The following is a 17,522-nucleotide window of genomic DNA, read 5'->3' as shown; positions in this document are numbered from 1 at the left end:
ACTTTCACGGCTGGATGCCGCGCAGCTTGTCCAACATCCGACGGTCCCGCTTGGTCGGGCGCCCCGCTCCGCGGTCCCGGACGGCGACAGGCACCGAGGGCACTCTCTGGGGCTTTGGGGTTCGGTCGAGATAACACGTCACCGCGTCGGCGGCGCCGACCCGCTTGTGGATGACGCGCAGCACCTCCACGACGCGCGTGACCTCGCCGACCCGGGCCCGCACCTCGTCACCGGGCGAGACCATGGTGGCCGGTTTCGCGGGCCGGCCGTTGACCCGCACCCGTCCGCCCCGACACGCCGCGGCCGCATCTGGTCGCGTCTTCGCGAGGCGGACCGACCACAACCACCGGTCCACGCGCGTCGACTCCACGCGTTCATGATGCCGGGCACGTCGACCTTATTGTGACCTTATCTCGGCCTTATTTTTCTTAGAAATTGGTGTACGGTGTTCCTCAGCTGACGGATAGCCGCAACAGAAGGGATCCGACATGCAGAAGGAATCCGCTGAACGGATCGTCCTGGTCACCGGTGGTTCACGAGGCGTGGGCGCGGAATCCGCACAGCGGCTCGCCGGCCCCGACACGCACGTCGTCGTGCATTACCGAAACGCAGCCCAGCGTGCACAAGCCGTCGTCGACGCGATCACCGACGCGGGCGGCCGCGCGTCCAGCCTGCGCGCCGATATCGCCGACGAGGCCGAGAGCGCGGCGATGGTCGATACCATCGCCGAGCGCTTCGGGCGGCTCGACGCCGTGGTCCTCAACGCGTCGGTGCACCTCGAGCCCGGCACGCACGCGGGTCACGCGATGCGGATCAACCGCGAGGCCCAGCGCCGTCTGGCGGTGATGGGCCTGCCGCTGATCCGCTCCGGCGGCCGCATCGTGTTCGTCACCAACCACCAGGCCCACTTCTACCCGCTCAAGGCGGTGCCGAAAGGGCAGACCGCCCTGGCGGCGGGCAGGTGGGCAGGCGAGACCACGCTGTACGCGATGCGTTCGGAATTCCACCGCGCCGGTGTGCATTTCACGGTCGTGTCCGGTGATACCGTCGACGCGTCGTTCGCCGATGCGGTCGTCAACGCCGTCAACACCGCCAGCCCGACCGGCATGGTGTACGTCGGCGGGCCCGAACACCGCATGATCGCCTAGCTACACCGACGACAGGTTGAAGTCGGCACCGGTGGCGTCGGCGACGGCCGCCAGCCGGCCGTACGGCGTGTCCTCGGCGGCGCGGATCACGCTACCCCCGTTGTCGAGAATCAGCTGCACCGTCTTGTCGACGTCGTCGGCGCCGAGGAAGAAGGACCAGGTCGACGACACGCCCTCGGCGAGGTGGCCCGAGCCGTCCATCACCCCGAGCAGCGCCTCACCGTCGAACGACGCTGTGGCGTACCGGAACTCGTCGGTGTCCGACACCGTCTCGGTCTGCCAGCCGAACACCTCGCGGTAGAAGTCCAGCGCCTTGCGGTAGTCCCGGGTCGTGAGCTGGTGATAGACCGGCGCGCCGTCCTCGTTGACCACTTCGAAGCCACGATGCCCGGTCGGCTGCCACAGCCCGAACATCGCGCCGGTCGGGTCGCTGAGCATGCCCATCCAGCCCTTGTCCTTGATCTCCATCGACTCCACCGGTTCCATGCAGGTGATGGCGCCGGCGGCGACAGCGCTGTTCAGCGTCGCCTTGATGTCGGCGGTGTGGAAGTAGATCGTCCACCCGTCGGGGCTGTTCCACTGCGGATCGTTGTGCATCAGGCCCGCGACGGGTTTGCCGTCCTTGAATGCGGTGACGTAGCCGCCGTATTCGGGGCCTGCCGACTCGAACGTCCAACCGAACACCGCGCCGTAGAACTGCTTCGAGCGCTCGAGGTCGGAGCTGGCGAGGTCGATCCAGGTCGGTGCGCCGACGGGGGCGGCAGTGCGAACGGGCACGATGGTCTCCTTCGTGATTCTGTGGGTCGGTCACCCGTGCAGACCACCGCCGGCGGGAAAACTCATCGCGGTCAAGAACTGAGCCCGAGGACCCGCAGCGCGTTCTCCTTGTAGACCAGCGGCACCACGGCCGCGTCGATGTCGAGCGCCTCGAAGTCGCGGCGCCACCGGTCCAGCTGGATGTACGGAAAGTCGGTGCCGAACAACGCCTTTGTCCGCAGCTGCCGGCCCAGAGCGTGCACCAGCTGGGGCGGAAAGTACTTCGGGCTCCACCCCGACAGGTCGAGGTACACATTCGCCTTGTGCGCGGCGATCGCGATCTGCGAGTCCACCCACGGCACCGCCGGGTGGGCCATCACGATCGTCAGCTCCGGGAAATCGGCGGCGACGTCGTCGAGCAACATCGGGTCGGAGTAGCGCAGCTTGACCCGGCCCCCGCCCGGCAGCCCCGAGCCCATGCCCGTCTGCCCGGTGTGGAACAGCGCGGGCACACCCGCCTCGGTGATCGCCTCGTAGATCGGGTAGAACCGGCGGTCGTTGGGCTCGAAGGCCTGCATGCTCGGGTGGAACTTGAAGCCCCTGACGCCGTACTCACCGACGAGCTCGCGCACCCGGTGCACCGCGGCGCGGCCCTGCCACGGATCGACGCTGCCGAACGGGATCAACACATCGCGGTTGCGCACCGCCCCCGCGACGAGGTCCTCTATCGAGTTGGGCACATGGCGCATACCGGTGCGCGCGTCGATGGTGAACACCACCGCCGCGGTGTTGTGCTGCCGGTACAGCTCGGCGACGGCGTCGACGCTCGACAGCTGACCGGGCGAACGTTTGAAGTACTTCGCGGTCGCCTCGATCAGCTCGTCGGTGTAGGCCTTGTGGCCGCGGCAGTCGACCTCGACGTGGGTGTGGATGTCGATCGCGTCGATGCGATCGAAATCGACCCCGTATTCGTACTTTTCGCTCACGATGGCGCCGTCTACCCGGCCGCGGCCTCCGGCGCGTAGTTCATCGTCGACTTCGTCTCCAGATACTCCTCGAAGCCGAACTGACCCCACTCGCGGCCGTTGCCGCTGCGCTTGTATCCGCCGAACGGCGCGGTCATGTCGAAGCCGTGGTTGATCGCCACCGAACCGGCGCGAATCCGGCGGGCCACCGAGCGCGCCTGGTCCAGGTCGGCACCCGAGACGTAGCCGGCCAGCCCGTAGTCGGTGTCGTTGGCGATCTCGAGGGCCTGGTCGAGATCGTCGTAGCCGAGGATGCACAGCACCGGCCCGAAGATCTCCTCGCGGGCGATGGTCATGTCGTTGCGGACGTTGGCGAACACCGTCGGCTTGACGTAGTAGCCGGTGTCAAGGCCGTCGGGCCGGCCCGGCCCGCCGATGACCAGCGTCGCGCCCTCGTCGATGCCCTTCTGCAGCAGCCCCTGGATCTTGTCGAACTGCGCCTTGGACGCCACCGGTCCGAGCGCCCTGGGTTCGTTCGGGTCGCCGACCTTCACCGCGGCCGCGGTTTCCTTGGCCACCGCGATGGCCTCGTCCATGCGCGAGTTCGGCACCAGCATCCGCGACGGCGCGTTGCAGCTCTGGCCGCTGTTGACCATCATCACTGACGTGCCCGCGGCCACGCTCTTGGCGAAGTCGTCGTCGTCGAGCACGATGTTGGGGCTCTTGCCGCCGAGTTCCTGCGTCACCCGCTTCACCGTGGCGGCCGCGTTGCGCGCGACGTCGATGCCGGCGCGGGTGGACCCGGTGAACGACACCATGTCGATGTCGGGGTGATTGGACAGCGCGGCGCCGACGCCCGGCCCGTCGCCGTAGACGAGGTTGTACACACCGGCGGGAACACCTGCGGCGTCGACGATCTCGGTGAAGATCTGCGCCGAGTACGGCGCCACCTCCGACGGCTTGAGCACCATCGTGCAGCCTGTGGCCAGCGCCGGGAACACCTTGCAGGCGATCTGGTTGACGGGCCAGTTCCACGGCGTGATCAAGCCGCAGACCCCGATCGGTTCCTTGACCACCAGCGTGGACCCGAGCTGCTCTTCGAACGCGAAGTTCTTCAGCACGTCGATGGCCGTCGAAAGGTGACCCAGCCCCATCCCCACCTGTGGCCCCGCGGCCAGGGTAGCGGGGGCGCCCATCTCCTCGCTGACCGCGTCGGCCAGGTCACCGGAGCGCTTCTGGTATTCGGCCAGGATCGCCTGCAGCAGGTCGAGCCGTTCCTCGCGGGTGGACTGCGACCAGGTGGCGAACGCCTTGCGCGCCGCCTGCACGGCCACGTCGACGTCGGCGGCGGAGCCGAGCGCGATCCGGCCGGAGACTTCTTCGGTGGTCGGGTTGTCGACGTCGAGGGTGTTGGGCCGGACCGGATCGACCCACTTGCCGCCGATGTAGAACTTCAGATACTCACGCATGGCTCTACTCTCTCTCATTCGCGGTTCGACCGCGGCCTCTTAGAACACGTCCCTACTGTGTGCCTTCTGCATACCAGGTTCGGAACCTGTCGTACTTGGGCATCTCCTCGGAGTTGGCCTTCGGGTCGATGCACACGTGCACCACGCCCACCTTCCCGCTGGCGTAGGCGCGGGCGATGGCCGGTCCGAGCTCGTCGTCCTTCTCGACGTATTCGCCGTGGCAGCCGAAGCCCTCGGCGATCTTGTCCATCCGCACGTCCTTGCTCCAGTGCACGCCCGGCTGCGGCGAGGGCTGCGGGAACGTCCGCTTGTAGACGCCCACCTCCAGGCCCCACTGATGGTCCACGCCGACCACGCACACCAGCGGCACCGCTTCCCGCGCCGCGGTCTCGAGTTCGGCGATGTGGAACAGGAATGAGGAGTCGCTTGTCAGCAGCATCACCGGCCGTTTGCGGCCCTCGGCGATCGAGGCGCCGACCGCGTAGGGCAGCCCCGTGCCCAGGTGCCCGAAGTTCTGGTTCCAGATCACGTCGCGCGGCTTGGACTGCGAGTAGGTCCACTGGAAGATCACGGTCGCGCCGCCGTCGCGCACCATGATGCCGTCCTCGAGTTCGTTGAACGCCTTGGTGGCCTCGACGACGAACCGCGCCGGATGAATCGGCGTGCGGCCCGACGGCGCGTTCTCCGCGAGCTGGGCGAGCTCCTCGGCGTCGGCCTTGACCAGCTTGTCGAGGTTGGCCGACGGTTCGCGCGGGGTGTCGCGCAGCGCCTCGACCAGTTGGGGCACGACGCCGCGCAGATCGCCGACCAGCGGCACATCGAACGAGCGGTTGACGCCGATGGCCGCCGGGTCCTGCTCGACGTACACCCACTTGCGGTTGGCGTCGTTTCCGGCCCAGTGCTGGGTGCGGCCGTAGTGCATGGGCTCACCGAGTTCGGTTCCCAGCGCGACACACAGGTCGGATTCCTCGACTGCCTCGTTGGCGGCCGGAGAGAACAGGTACGGGAAGGTCCGGTCCTGCAGTCCCGGGATGTACGAGGTGCCTCCGGAGGTCTGGATGACCGGGCAGGCCATCAGCTCGGCGAGCTCCTTGACCTCCTGCTGGGTGCGGGAGGTGTGCACGCCGTGGCCGACGAGCAGGATCGGGCTCTTCGCCTCGCGGATCAGCTTGGCGGCCTCTGCCACCTCACGCGCCCCGGCCCCCTGGTTGACGAGGCGATACCGGTTGGGCGGCGGGGGGTCTGCGACATCGAGCTCTTCGAGGATCACGTGCGACGGGAACTCGACGTAGCTGGGTCCGGGTGTGCCGGACATCGAGCGCCGGATCGCCTCGTGGATGATCTCGTCGGTCTGGTCGGCGTACTCGATCGAACTGCTGTACTTGACCGACGCCTCGAAAAGCGGTTCCTGCTGCACGAATTGGATACGGCCGCGCCGAACGCGCCGCTCGGTGATGCGCGCGCGCTGCCCGCCGAGGAAGATCACCGGCGAGTTCTCGACGAGCGCGCACTGGATCGCCCCCGCGATGTTGGCCATGCCCGGCCCGAGGGTGCCGATACACAGTCCCGGCTTGCCGGTCATCCGCGAGGCCGCCTCGGCCATGAACCCTGCGCTGAGCTCGTGATGCGGCGCGACCACCGACCACCCGCGGGCCTCGGCTTCCGCGAACATGTGCACGAAGTTGGGGTCCGGGATGCCGAACAGGGTGTTCACCCCCTCGGCCTCGAAGAGGTCGAGAATGCGCTTGTATACCGGTACGCCCATGTGAAACTCCTTGATTGCGTTAGCGATAGCGTTGTGCGAGTCGTTGACGGTGAACTGTCGGCGAACCGAACAGGGAACGGTTGAGCGCGGCGCGTTTGAGGTAGACGTGGACGCCGCTCTCCCACGTGTAACCGATGCCCCCGTGCAGCTGCATGGCTTTGCCGGCGATGTCGACGGCCGCGGCGCACGCGCGCGATTTGGCCATCGCGGTGGCGACGCCGGCGTCCGGGTCGTCGACGGCGACGGCACGCACCGCGGCGGCGACGAGCCGGCGGGAGACCGAGATGCTGACGAGCATGTCGGCGCAGGCGTGTTTGACCGCCTGAAACGAGCCGATCGGCCTGCCGAACTGCTGGCGCACCTTCGCATAGTCGACGGTCGCCGAGAGCATCGCCTCGCTCAGCCCGAGGCTGTCGCAGGCGATCGCGACCGCGGCCCGGTCGCGCAGCCTGGCGATAATGGCGGCGGAATCCCCGGCGAAGCACAGCACGTCGCCGTCGCGCTCCGTTGGGGATACCGTTGCGAGCCTGCGGGTCTCGTCGACGACGAGCCGCGGGGTCACGGTCACCGCCGGTTCGGCGAGGCCGCCGTCGGTGATCACGAGTACCCGGTCGGCGTCTTCGGCGTCGGGCACGAACTCGAGCGGCTCGAACGCGACGGCCACCCGGGCCGAACCGGACGCGATGTCGCGCAGCAACTGGTCGCGGACGTCGCTGGGCTGCAATGCGTTCAGCGCGCCGACGGCCAACACCGCACTGCCCAGGTAACTGGTGGCGCTGGCGGCGCGGCCCATCTCCTCACAGATGATCGCGGTCTCTTCGAACGTCGCACCGGCGCCGCCGAACTCCTCGGGCACCTCCAGCCCCACCCAGCCGGCCTCGACGAGCGCCGCCCAGTCGAGCGCGCGGTCCTTGCCGAGCAGATCGCGTGCCACCGAACGCAGCTCGTCGTGAAACTCGGAAAACCCGGCCATCATGCGCTGCTCGGTTCTCGCGGCAGGCCCAGGCCGCGTTCGCCGATGATGGTGCGCTGAATCTCGCTCGACCCGCCGGGGATGGTCCACTCCCACGAGCCGATGAAGTCCAGCACCCAAGACCCCGATTCCCAGCCGCTGGACATCGGCTTGGCCAGCTCGGTGTGGGCGCTCAGGCCGCCGACCTCGACGCCGAAGTCGGTCATCCGCTGCAACAGCTCGCTGTAGTAGAGCTTGACGATCGATGCGTCGGCGGGTCCGGTCGTCGGCTGATCGGATGTGCTGTCCTCCACGAGTTTTCGGCACAACGCCCGCAGCCCGGTGATCTCGGTTTCGAACTGCGCCAGCCGGTCGGCGACGACCGGGTCGTCGACGGGGCTGGCCTCCACCAGCCAGCGGAAGCCGGCGTTGCCGAGCCGCTCGGCGAGCTCGAGCATGGTCAGGCCCCGCTCGGCGCCCAACGTGGCCTGCGCGACCTGCCAGCCGGCGTTCTCGGCGCCGACGAGGTTGACGGCCGGGATCTCGACGTCGTTGAGGAAGATCTCGCAGAAGTGCGAGTCGCCGACGGCGTTGCGGATCGGGCGCACCTCGACGCCGGGTGTCGTCATGTCGAGCAGGAAGTACGAGATGCCTTTGCGTTTCGGTGCGTCCGGATCGGTACGGGCGAGCAACAGGCACCAGTCGGCGTGCATTCCGCCGCTGGCCCACAGCTTCTGGCCGTTGACCACATAGGAGTCGCCGACCCTGCGTGCGGTGGTGCGCAGGCTGGCCAGATCCGATCCGGCCTCGGGTTCTGAGAACCCCTGCACCCAGATCTCACCGTCGAGGATGGCCGGCAGATGTCTGCGTCGCTGTTCGTCGGTGCCCGCAGCCAGCAGCGTGGAGGCGGCGTGGTGGATGCCGACGAACGCGAGCACCAGCCGCGGCGCGTCGTGTCTGGCCAGCTCTTGATGCAGCACGACCTGGTCCGCGACCGACATGCCGCCGCCCCATTCTCGCGGCCAGTGCGGCACGGCGAACCCCGCGCGGTGCAGTTCGGCGAACCAGGCCTTCTGGAAGGCGACGAACTCGTCGTCGGTGGCGCCGGTCTGGCTCGTGCGCCAATCGGCCGGAACGTGTTCGGCGCACCACTGCCTTACCCGCCGCCGAAACTGAGCTTGTGCACGCGTATCCCGCGACATTTCGTGCATAAGTTCAGATTCGGCGGTCATGAGGCGTTGGCCCTCAGCTGATCCATGACCTGCGCGACGGCCACACCGTCGTCGAACGACGGGGCGGTCGGGGCGCCGGTGCGCAGCGCTTCGGCGACCTTGCCGAAGTAGGTGGTCAGCGCGGGGGGCGGGGTGCGCCGCGGCGGTGGGTCGAACTCTGTGGTCTCGGGATCCTCGCCGGGGCGTCGGACCACGAGCGTGGTGTCGCCGGTCAGCTCGACGGTGCCCTTGCTGCCGATCAGCGTGACGCGCGGGGTCGACGGTACGGCGGCGGCGAACCCGGTGTCGTGGTTGGCGGTGGCTCCATCGGCCGTCCGGAACCAGGCCGAGTACCCGTCTTCGGCTGTGGCGCCGGGGATGTCGGTGCGGATGACGCCGCCGCAGTCGACGATGTCACTGCCGAACAGCCAGCGGATGAAGTCGATCAGATGCGAGCCGTAGGCACCGATCCAGCCGCCACCGAGTTCGCGGTCGTTGATCCATCCGAGCTTGCGGCCGCGGAGCCCGCTGCCGAAGAAACTCCAGTGCAGATGCGCGGGGGTGCCGATGGTTCCGTCGTCGGCGAGCTTCTTGAGCGTCGACCATGACTCGTTGAACCGGAACTCGAAGTTCAGGAAGTTGGGGACGCCGGCGCGCCGAGCCTGGTCGCGCATGGCGATCGCCTCGTCGGCGTTGCGTCCGAACGGCTTGTCGCACAACACCGCACGGCCGTGCTCGACCGCGGCCGTGACGTGCTGCAGGTGTAGAAACGGCGGCGAGTGCACGGAGACCAGATCGACGTCGGCCGCCAGCGCCGCGTTCACCGCGGCGTCGTCGCGGGGGCTGACCACCTCGACGTCGAAGCCCACGCTCTGATAGGCCGGGGCTGCGGCGTGCTTGCCGAATCCCGTGCCGATCACGACGACCTTCATGCGTACAGTCCCGTCAGACCGGCGCGGCCCGCGCTGCGGGTGAGCTCGTCGCGTGTGGCCGACAACCCCAGCGGCAGCCGCCGCAACGGCTGGCTGTGCCGCGACAGCCACGACAGCGTGGTCTCGTCGCAGAAGCCGACGGCGCCGTGCAGCTGGTGGCAGACCCGGAACACCACCTCGGCGGCTTCGATCGCCGACATCCTCAGCGCCAGTGCGTCGTTCACCGCCTCGGGCCGCGCGTCCTGAATGCTCCACAGGGCGTACTTCGCGAGGATGTCGAGCCCGCTGCGCTCGACTTCGGCGTCGGTGAGCTGGAACTGCACCCCCTGAAAGGCCGAGAGGGTCTGCCCGAACTGCTTGCGCAGGGTGATGTGGGCGACGGTCAGTTCGATCGCCCGGTCGAGCATGCCCAGCAGCGTCCAGCATGGCAGCACCAGCCCGAGAGCGACGTCGGCCGCGCCGTCGTCGTCTTCGCGGACCAACTCCAACTCCGCGACGAACCCCGGCCCTGTCGGACCCAGCCCGCTCACCCGGTGCCGGACACCGTCCGGAGTAACTGCGATCCAACGTGATTGGAGCCCTGCGACCGGCCCGGCGGGGCGTGGTCCGGAGACCACGATCAGGCCGTCGGCGTCCAGGTCGGTCGGCTTGGCCAGCCGCTCCGCGACCGGGTAGGGCAACGCCCAGTAGCCGGCGCTTCGGCACAGCGCCGCAGCGGCCTCGAGCCCGTCGGCGTCGGTGCGTGGATCGAGCTCCCAGGCGCCGAGATCGGCGAGCGCGGAGCTGACGAGGGACTCGCGGCGGTCCGGTTTGGCTTCGGCCTGCTGCACCAACTCGTCGCCGCCGGCGGCTTCGAAGGCCCGCAACGCTTGGCGCCCGTACTCCCTGGCGTCGTCGGACAGGTCGAGGATCATCTCGCTCATTTCGCTGCCGCCAGCAACGCGCGGGACAGCAGGATCCGTTGCATCTCGATGCTTCCCGACGACACCGTCGACGCCTGCGAGTAGCGCCAGTGGTCGTCGACCTCGCCAAGGAACCACACGGCGCGCGGAGCGTCGCGGGGCACCTCGGCGGCGATGTCCATCAGAACCTCGGCGCTGTCCTGGTCGAGTTTGGTGACCGCGATCCGGTACGCCGCGGCGTCACCGGGTTGGATGCGACCGCTGCTCTGCAGGGACACCACGCGATACGCCATCAGCCGCGCCCGGCGGCAGTGCGTCAGCATTCGCATCCATCTACCCCGCAGTTCGGCGGGCAGGCCCTCCCAGCGGTCGCCGAGCACGGCGGGTGCCGCGGCGAGCAGCCGTTCACATCGTGCATACCGCGCGATGCCGACCCGTTCGAAGGCCATCACGTCCTGCACGACCGACCAGCCCTGGTCCACCGTGCCGAGCACGGCGTCCTCGGTGACCCGCAGATCGTCGAAGAACACCTCGTTGAGGTGATGAGGACCCAACATGGCGCGGATCGGCCTGACCTGGATCCCCGGATCATCCATCGGGACAAGGAAGATCGTCAGCCCCTGCTGTTTGCGTTCGCCATGGGAGGTGCGCGCGAGAAGGAAGCACCACTGCGCCATCGTCGCGTAGGAGGTCCAGATCTTCTGTCCGTTGACCAGCCAGCCGTCGTCGTCCCGGCGGGCGCTGGTGCGCAGCGACGCCAGATCCGAGCCCGCCTCCGGTTCCGAGAAACCCTGGCACCAGATCACCTCTCCGCGGGCGATCGGCGGGAGGTGTTTGCGCTGCTGTTCCTCGGTGCCGTGACGCATGATGATGGGCCCCACCCAGTTGACGCCCATGTACTGGGCGCCCCTGGGCTCGTGGTGCGCCCACATCTCCTCGCGGACCACGGTCTGCTCCCACACCGATGCCCCGCCTCCGCCGAACTCCTTCGGCCATGCCAGACACAGCAGTTCGCGCTCGGCGAGCAGCCTGCAGAACCGCTGCGCGATCTCCAGATCTTCCGGGTGGTCGGTGAACGCGCCCAGATAGTGCTCCGGCACATTGTCGTTGACCAGCGAGCGGAGTTCGGTGCGCAGCGCCGCCGCCTTCTCGCCCATGTCAAAGCGCATGGTCGGCACCTGCCAAACCGAGTTCTTCGAGCACCTCCGCGGTGTCGGCGCCGAGTTCGGGAGCCGGGCCCGCGACCGCACCGGGGGTACGCGAAAACCACGTCGGCACACCGGGAAAGCGCACCTGGCCGTGCGGCGTGTCCACGGTCTCGAACAGCCCCACCGCGTTCAGGTGCGTGTTGTCGAACAACGCGTCGGGTGAGTTCAGCGGCGCGGCCGGGATCTCCAGCTCGCCGAACAACTCCAGCCATTCGGCCGTGGTGCGTTCCTTCATCGTCTCGGCCAGCAGCCCGTACACGGTGTCGATGTCGCGGGCCCGTGACTCCAGGGTCGCGTGGGATTCGTTGACCCAGGCGGGTTTGACCGCGTTGACGAAGGCGTCCCAGTGTTTGTCGTTGTAGATAAGCGCGGCGATGTAGCCGTCGCGGGTGCGGTACGGCCTGCGGTTGGGCGCCACCGTGCGCGGATACACGGCGGGCCCGAGGGGTGGGTCGAACATGGCGCCGTTGGCATGTTCGACCAGCATGAACGCCGCCATGGTCTCGAACATGGCGACCTCGACCTCCTGGCCCTCCCCCGTGCGCTCGCGATGGAACAGCGCCATGGTCGTCGCGTAGAGCGCGGTCAGCCCCGCCACCTTGTCGGCCATGATCGTGCCGACATAGTCGGCCTCGCCGGTGAGTTGCTGTTGCACGGCGGGGATTCCACATTCGGCCTGGATGGTGTCGTCGTAGGCCGGCCGGTCGCGTTCCGGCCCGCGCCTGCTGTAGCCGTAGCAGTTGGTGTAGACGATCGCGGGGTTGATCGCGGCCACGCTCGGATAGTCGAGGCCCAGCTTGGTGATGGCCTTGGCCCGCATCGAGTGGATGAACACGTCGGCCGTTTCGACGAGGGCGCGCAGCGCCGCCTTGCCCGCGTCGGTCTGCAGGTCGATGACGACGCTGCGCTTGCCGCGGTTGACGTTGACGAACACACCGCTCATTCCGGGCACGGGGCCCACCGAGATGTAGCGGGTGTTGTCGCCTTGCGGCGGTTCGACTTTGATCACGTCGGCGCCCATGTCGGCCATGATCTGGGTGCAGTAGGGACCCATCACCATCGCGGTGAGGTCGACGACACGTATGCCCTTGAGCGGACCGCTAGCCATGAAGCGCTCCCTGGTCGGCCATCGCGAAGCTGTACCGGATGTGGTCCCCGTGCCCGTCGGGCACCACCGGGAAGATCAGCGGGTTCGCGGTGTCGCGGATGGTCGCGATCTGCTCGGCGACATCCTCGATGGACCACGACGGGCGGTATACGCCAGGCGTTTCGGCGACGAACGCCCTGGCGACCCGTCCGGCCAGCGCGATGAACACCTCGCCGGTCACCGCGCAGGTTTCGTGTGCGAGCCAGCCCACCGTCGGGGCCACCAGCTCCGGTCCCATCGGCGGATACGCCGACGTGTCAATGCCTTCGGCCATGCGGGTGACGGCGGCGGGCACGATGACATTGCTAATGACGCCGTGGGCCGCGCCTTCCATCGCGGCGACGTTGGACAGCCCGATGACCCCGGCCTTGGCCACCGCGTAGTTGGCCACCTGGTGGTTGCCGTACAGCCCGCCGATCGACGACGTCAGCACGATGCGGCCGAAGCCGGCGTCGCACATGTGCGGAAACGCGGGGCGCACCACATGGAATGCGCCGCGCAGGTGGACGTCGAGGACGGCGTCGAAGTCGTCATAGCTCATCTCCCGCAACGCCGCACGACGGACGTTGCCGGCGTTGTGGATGAGGATGTCGACACCGCCGTACCGCTCGAGTGCGGTGTCGACAACGGCCTTGCCGCCGTCCGCGGTGGCGACCGAGTCGGTGTTGGCCACCGCTTCCCCGCCGGCCGCGGCGATTTCGCGCACCACGTCCTCGGCGGGCCCCGCGTCGGAACCGCTGCCGGTGATGCTGCCGCCGGGATCGTTGACGACGACCTTGGCGCCACGTTCGGCCAGCAGCATCGCGTACGAGCGACCCAGTCCGCGACCGGCTCCGGTGACGACGGCCACGCGGCCGTCGAATCTCAAGCTGCGATTTGTGTGCGAAGACGAGCGCTCAGACGCACACAAATCGCTAGGGTCCGAGGGCGAGCCCATCCAGGTCACCCTCGTCGCGCCACTCTTTGAGCAGGTCACCGAACGCGTAGAAGCCCGGGCCGTAGGGCTCGCCCAGATGCGAGCGCAACCCCTCACCGCCGCCGCCGCCTTCGTTGTTGTAGTAGCCGGGCGTGCAGGACGCGTCGAAAGCCGAGGTGTCGACGGCGGTTTCGCGGATCGTCTGACACCACTGTTCCTGCGCCTCCTGCGTCGGCTCCACCGTGGTGGCGCCGCGCTTCAACGCCTCGGCGATGATGTAGGCGATGTGCTCACCCTGCAGTTCGTAGTTCGACGCGATGTTCGCCGAGATGCCGACCTGCGTGAACCCGGTGAAGAACTGGTTGGGGAACCCGCGGCTGGTCATGCCGTGCAGGGTCTTGTACCCGTCGCGCCAGTAGTCGTAGAGCGACAGCCCGTCGCGACCCTCGATGGCCTCGATCGAGTACCGCCTGCTGATATCGGTGGTGATCTCGAAACCGCTGGCGTAGATGATGCAGTCGACCTCGTACTCCTGGCCGTTGGCGACCAGCCCTTTCTCCGTGACCCGTTCCACGCCTTTGGATTCCGATACGTCGACCAGCGTGACGTTGGGCCGGTTGAAGGTGGGTAGGTACTCGTCGTTGGACAGCGGCCGCTTGCACAGGAGACGGTAGTAGGGCTTGAGCGCCTCGGCGGTGTCCTGGTCCTTCACGATCTCGGCGATCCGGCGGCGCAGCCGCTCCATGATCTTGTAGTCCTCTTCCTCGCGGATCGCCATGAACTGTTCGGGGGTCAGCGACGCCGGGTCCTCGAGCGCCATCACCCGCGCGGCGGTGTTGCGGCCCAGCTCGGTCCAGAAGTCGCACACCAGATCCGGCTGGCCCAGCGCCATGCCCTCGAAGGTCCAGGCGTGGAAGTTGCGCTGACGTTCCTTCTGCCAGCCCGGCTTCAGCGTCTTCACCCACTCCGGATCGGTGGGCGCGTTGTTGCGTTCGTCGACCGTGGACGGCGTGCGCTGAAACACGTACAGGTGCTGGCAGTCCTTGGCGAGATACGGGACGATCTGGATCGCGGTGGCGCCGGTGCCGACGACCGCGACCCGCTTGTCGGCCAGCTTGTGCAGGTTGCCGGTGCTGTCACCGCCGGTGTAGTCGTAGTCCCACCGCGACGAGTGAAAGCTGTGGCCCTTGAAGTCCTTGATGCCCGGGATGCCGGGCAGTTTCGGCCGGTGGAACGGGCCCGAGGCCATGACCACGAAACGCGCACGGATGTCGTCGTCACGGTTGGTGCTGATGCGCCACCGGTTGATCTCCTCGTCCCAGTGCAGGTTGCGCACCTGAGTGGAGAAGATCGCGCCGTCGTAGAGCCCGAAGTGCTTGCCGATGCGCCGGCAGTGCTCATAGATCTCGGTGCCGTCCGCGAACTTCTTCGACGGCATGAAGTCGAGCTCTTCGAGCATCGGGATGTAGCAATAGGATTCGTTGTCGCACTGGATACCCGGATAGCGGTTCCAGTACCAGACCCCGCCGAAGTCACCGCCGAGTTCGATGATGCGGACGTCGTCGACACCGGCCTTCTTCAGATACGCCGCCGACAGCAGGCCGCCGAAGCCACCGCCCAGCACCGCGACGTCGATGTCCTCGGTGATCGGGTCACGCGGCGTGACCGGCGTGTAGGGGTCGACTTCGTAGTAGCCGGCGAAGTCGTCGGTCAGCTCGACGTACTGCTTGGAGCCTTCCGGACGCAGTCGCTTGGCGCGCTCCTGGGCGTACTTCTCCCGCAGCGCATCGATGTCGACGTCGTCGGGGGTGTCCGTCGGACCGCACGGCTGTGCGGAGGTACCAAGTGTCTCGGTCATCAGTCTGAAAGCTCCTGTGGTTCGCCGGTGCCCATGTATCTGGACAGTTGGTGGTGGAGGTTGACGGTGCTGCGTTCGCGATAGGGGTTGGGCCTGGTGCCGGGAAAGCCGAGCGACTTCATGCCCTGCTGCACCGCGGCCATGTTGGAGAAGTCCTGCGGCAGCACCGAGAGCCAGTTCGGGCTGTCCTTGGGCGTGTACTCCCACTCGGTCTGCGGTTCTTGGCCTTTGGGGAACAGCTCGAACGTGGCGACTTCGAAGATGCACTTGTTGGGATCGTAGCTGGGATGCGGTTTCGCGCTGTAGCACAGCGCGGTGGTCAGACCCTGGCCGATCTGGAAGTTCGGGAAGATCTGCCACGCGGTGCCCGCCTGCCCGAGGATGTCGGCCGGGATGGTCGGCCAGATCACCCCGCGAGCCTCGTCGTCGCGGCGGGCCGAAGCCAGCCAGTGCTCGAGGACCTTGTCCGGCGGTGTGCCCTCGGGCAGTTCGTCCACCAGACGCTTGGCGGCGTTGACCAGAGTCTCGGTGGTGGTGGCGTTGGTCTGCTCCCAGGTGTACATCTGCATCTCGGCGGTGGAGACGCGGGGATCGTCACCGGTGCCCAACCGGATCTTGGACTTGGTGGCCTCCATGTCTTTCGGCGCGTCGTAGCCGATGTTGCTGTGCTTGCCCTGCGCCTTGGCCCAGCCCCTGAACTCACCGAACTTGTTGAACTCCGGGTGGGTGGTGAACACGTGGTAGGTCTCGTTGAAGGCCTCCAGCGCGACCTTCCAGTTGCAGTCGAAGTACAGCCACTTGCGCCAGCGGTAGCGCATGTTCTCCAGCCCGAACGGGTCGAGGATCTTGGCCGCGGGGAACAGGTAGTCGGCCAACGGTTCGCAGTCGGGGTCCATGTTGATGAACAGCCACCCGCCCCAGGTGTCCACCTGAACGGGAACGAGGTGGGTGTTCTGCGGTGTCAGTGCGCCCTTCCAGTCGTCCTGTTCGCGGATGTGGGTGCAGGCGCCGTCGAGACCGTATGTCCAGCCGTGGAATCCGCACACGAAGGACTTGCGGGCCCGCCCGCAGGCGTTCTTCGCGCCCTCCGGGGTGTCGACGAGCCGGCGGCCGCGGTGCATGCACACGTTGTGGTGCGCCCGAAACTCGTTGGGCCCGGTGCGCACGATGATGATCGAGTCGTCGAGGATGTCGTAGGTCAGATAGCTGCCCACCTCGGAAAGCTCCTCGACCCGGCCGACCTGCTGCCAGACCCTGCGCCATAGCCTGTCGCGTTCCGCGCGGGCGTACTCCTCGGAGATGTAGGCCTCCACGGGAATCGTCATCGGCTCGGAAAGCTCGTCGGCGACTTGGGTTTCCAGATCTGTCATGGGTTCTCCTAAAACCGCTTGATCTCGGCGCGGAAGGATTCGTCTTTGAGGAACAACGACGTGTTGTCGGCGTCCAGATGCGTCCACTTGAGGTTCAGCCCACCGTCGACGAGCAACGTCTGCCCGGTGATGTAGCTCGACAGGTCGGACAGCAGGAACAGGATCGCGCCCGCCTGCTCCTCCGGCCGGCCGCGGCGGCCCATCGCGATCGCGCGGCGGTCCCGGTCGGGGTCCTCGTCGACGTAGGTGCGCGACGCGGCGGTTTCGGTCACTCCCGGCGCCACGGCGTTGACGCGGATGTTGTCGAGCGCCAGTTCGACGGCCATCGTGCGCGTCATCGCGGCGACGGCGGCCTTGGCGGTGCCGTAGGCGATATGGAACGGCGCCGTGTTCATGCCGCTGATCGACGACACCGACACGATCGACCCGGGGTTGCCCCGCTGCCGGACTTCGGCGGCGACGGCCTGGCTCATGAAGAACGCCGTTTCGAGGTTGGCGGCGAACAACGCCCGCCAGTCGTCGCGGGTCACCCGGGTGGCGGGCATCCACGTCGCCGGCGCTGCGCCGCCCGCGATGTTGACGAGGCCGTACAGCGTTCCCTCGGTGCGGCGCACCTGATCCAGCACGGTGTCGATGCCCTCGTCGGTCGAGGCGTCGGCGGCCACCGGCACCACCGCCAGCCCCTGCGCGGCCAGCGGTGCGACGTGTTCGTCGAGGTTCTCCTTCGACCGGCTGACCGCCACCACGGTGGCGCCGGCCTGCGCGGCCATCCGGGTCACGGTGGTGCCGATGCCGCCGCCGCCGGCCCCCGACACCACGACGATGCGGCCGGCCAGGCTCAGAAGCTCGCTCACGCTATTTGTCCGGACACGATACGGTGCTCTGCATATTGCAGAACACTATTCCGCAGCGCGGATCTGTCC

General features: G+C 67.7%; 16 protein-coding genes. 1 reads left to right on the top strand and 15 read right to left on the bottom strand.

The genetic code is table 11. The annotated features are described in order from the left end of the window. Positions 1-4: 4 nt before the first annotated feature. A complete protein-coding gene (locus MELE44368_RS11810) occupies positions 5-370 on the bottom strand; it encodes an Hsp15 family ribosome-associated heat shock protein (protein ID WP_128108653.1) in 366 nt (121 codons plus the stop codon). A 118-nt stretch (positions 371-488) separates the two neighbouring features. Between MELE44368_RS11810 and MELE44368_RS11805 the strand changes: the two genes are divergently transcribed. Continuing rightward, positions 489-1,148: an SDR family oxidoreductase gene (locus MELE44368_RS11805; protein WP_128108652.1), complete on the top strand. Its 660-nt coding sequence runs from the start codon at positions 489-491 to the stop codon at positions 1,146-1,148. Here the strand turns inward: MELE44368_RS11805 and MELE44368_RS11800 are convergent, their stop codons facing one another. The 14 genes from MELE44368_RS11800 to MELE44368_RS11735 form a co-directional block, all read right to left on the bottom strand. Next, positions 1,149-1,925, bottom strand: a complete 777-nt coding sequence (locus tag MELE44368_RS11800; protein ID WP_128108651.1) for a VOC family protein — start codon at positions 1,923-1,925, stop codon at positions 1,149-1,151. 71 nt (positions 1,926-1,996) lie between these two features. Further along, a complete protein-coding gene (locus MELE44368_RS11795; RefSeq protein WP_128108693.1) occupies positions 1,997-2,893 on the bottom strand; it encodes an amidohydrolase family protein in 897 nt (298 codons plus the stop codon). 8 nt (positions 2,894-2,901) lie between these two features. Next, on the bottom strand, positions 2,902-4,338 hold the full coding sequence (locus MELE44368_RS11790) for an aldehyde dehydrogenase family protein (protein ID WP_128108650.1): 1,437 nt from the start codon (positions 4,336-4,338) through the stop codon (positions 2,902-2,904). 52 nt (positions 4,339-4,390) lie between these two features. Then, positions 4,391-6,103 (bottom strand): thiamine pyrophosphate-binding protein, encoded by a 1,713-nt coding sequence (locus tag MELE44368_RS11785; RefSeq protein ID WP_128108649.1) that lies wholly within the window; start codon positions 6,101-6,103, stop codon positions 4,391-4,393. A 19-nt stretch (positions 6,104-6,122) separates the two neighbouring features. After that, complete coding sequence (locus MELE44368_RS11780; protein WP_128108648.1) at positions 6,123-7,076, bottom strand: acyl-CoA dehydrogenase family protein; 954 nt, start codon at positions 7,074-7,076, stop codon at positions 6,123-6,125. Further along, positions 7,076-8,287, bottom strand: a complete 1,212-nt coding sequence (locus tag MELE44368_RS11775) for an acyl-CoA dehydrogenase family protein (RefSeq protein WP_206613750.1) — start codon at positions 8,285-8,287, stop codon at positions 7,076-7,078. Before MELE44368_RS11775 ends, MELE44368_RS11780 begins: the two co-directional genes overlap by 1 nt. Then, positions 8,284-9,198: a Gfo/Idh/MocA family protein gene (locus MELE44368_RS11770; RefSeq protein ID WP_128108646.1), complete on the bottom strand. Its 915-nt coding sequence runs from the start codon at positions 9,196-9,198 to the stop codon at positions 8,284-8,286. Before MELE44368_RS11770 ends, MELE44368_RS11775 begins: the two co-directional genes overlap by 4 nt. After that, on the bottom strand, positions 9,195-10,112 hold the full coding sequence (locus MELE44368_RS11765; RefSeq protein WP_128108692.1) for an acyl-CoA dehydrogenase family protein: 918 nt from the start codon (positions 10,110-10,112) through the stop codon (positions 9,195-9,197). The genes MELE44368_RS11770 and MELE44368_RS11765 overlap by 4 nt, the downstream gene beginning before the upstream one ends. 5 nt (positions 10,113-10,117) lie before the next feature. Next, positions 10,118-11,269, bottom strand: a complete 1,152-nt coding sequence (locus MELE44368_RS11760; RefSeq protein WP_128108645.1) for an acyl-CoA dehydrogenase family protein — start codon at positions 11,267-11,269, stop codon at positions 10,118-10,120. Further along, entirely contained in the window at positions 11,259-12,416 is a 1,158-nt protein-coding gene (locus MELE44368_RS11755) for a CaiB/BaiF CoA transferase family protein (protein WP_128108644.1), read from the bottom strand. The genes MELE44368_RS11760 and MELE44368_RS11755 overlap by 11 nt, the downstream gene beginning before the upstream one ends. Then, positions 12,409-13,323 (bottom strand): SDR family NAD(P)-dependent oxidoreductase, encoded by a 915-nt coding sequence (locus MELE44368_RS11750; RefSeq protein WP_241566577.1) that lies wholly within the window; start codon positions 13,321-13,323, stop codon positions 12,409-12,411. Before MELE44368_RS11750 ends, MELE44368_RS11755 begins: the two co-directional genes overlap by 8 nt. Positions 13,324-13,369: 46 nt before the next feature. Beyond that, positions 13,370-15,229 (bottom strand): flavin-containing monooxygenase, encoded by a 1,860-nt coding sequence (locus MELE44368_RS11745; RefSeq protein WP_128108642.1) that lies wholly within the window; start codon positions 15,227-15,229, stop codon positions 13,370-13,372. After that, positions 15,229-16,599, bottom strand: coding sequence for an aromatic ring-hydroxylating oxygenase subunit alpha (locus tag MELE44368_RS11740; RefSeq protein ID WP_128108641.1), 1,371 nt, complete (start codon positions 16,597-16,599; stop codon positions 15,229-15,231). The genes MELE44368_RS11745 and MELE44368_RS11740 overlap by 1 nt, the downstream gene beginning before the upstream one ends. Before the next feature lie 8 nt (positions 16,600-16,607). Further along, on the bottom strand, positions 16,608-17,453 hold the full coding sequence (locus MELE44368_RS11735; RefSeq protein ID WP_046749972.1) for an SDR family NAD(P)-dependent oxidoreductase: 846 nt from the start codon (positions 17,451-17,453) through the stop codon (positions 16,608-16,610). Positions 17,454-17,522: the final 69 nt, after the last annotated feature.

Origin of the sequence: Mycolicibacterium elephantis DSM 44368, from assembly GCF_004014805.1 — a bacterium.
GTDB lineage: Bacteria > Actinomycetota > Actinomycetes > Mycobacteriales > Mycobacteriaceae > Mycobacterium > Mycobacterium elephantis.
The sequence above is the reverse complement of the archived record's forward strand: the minus strand, read 5'-3'. Positions and strand labels throughout refer to the sequence as shown.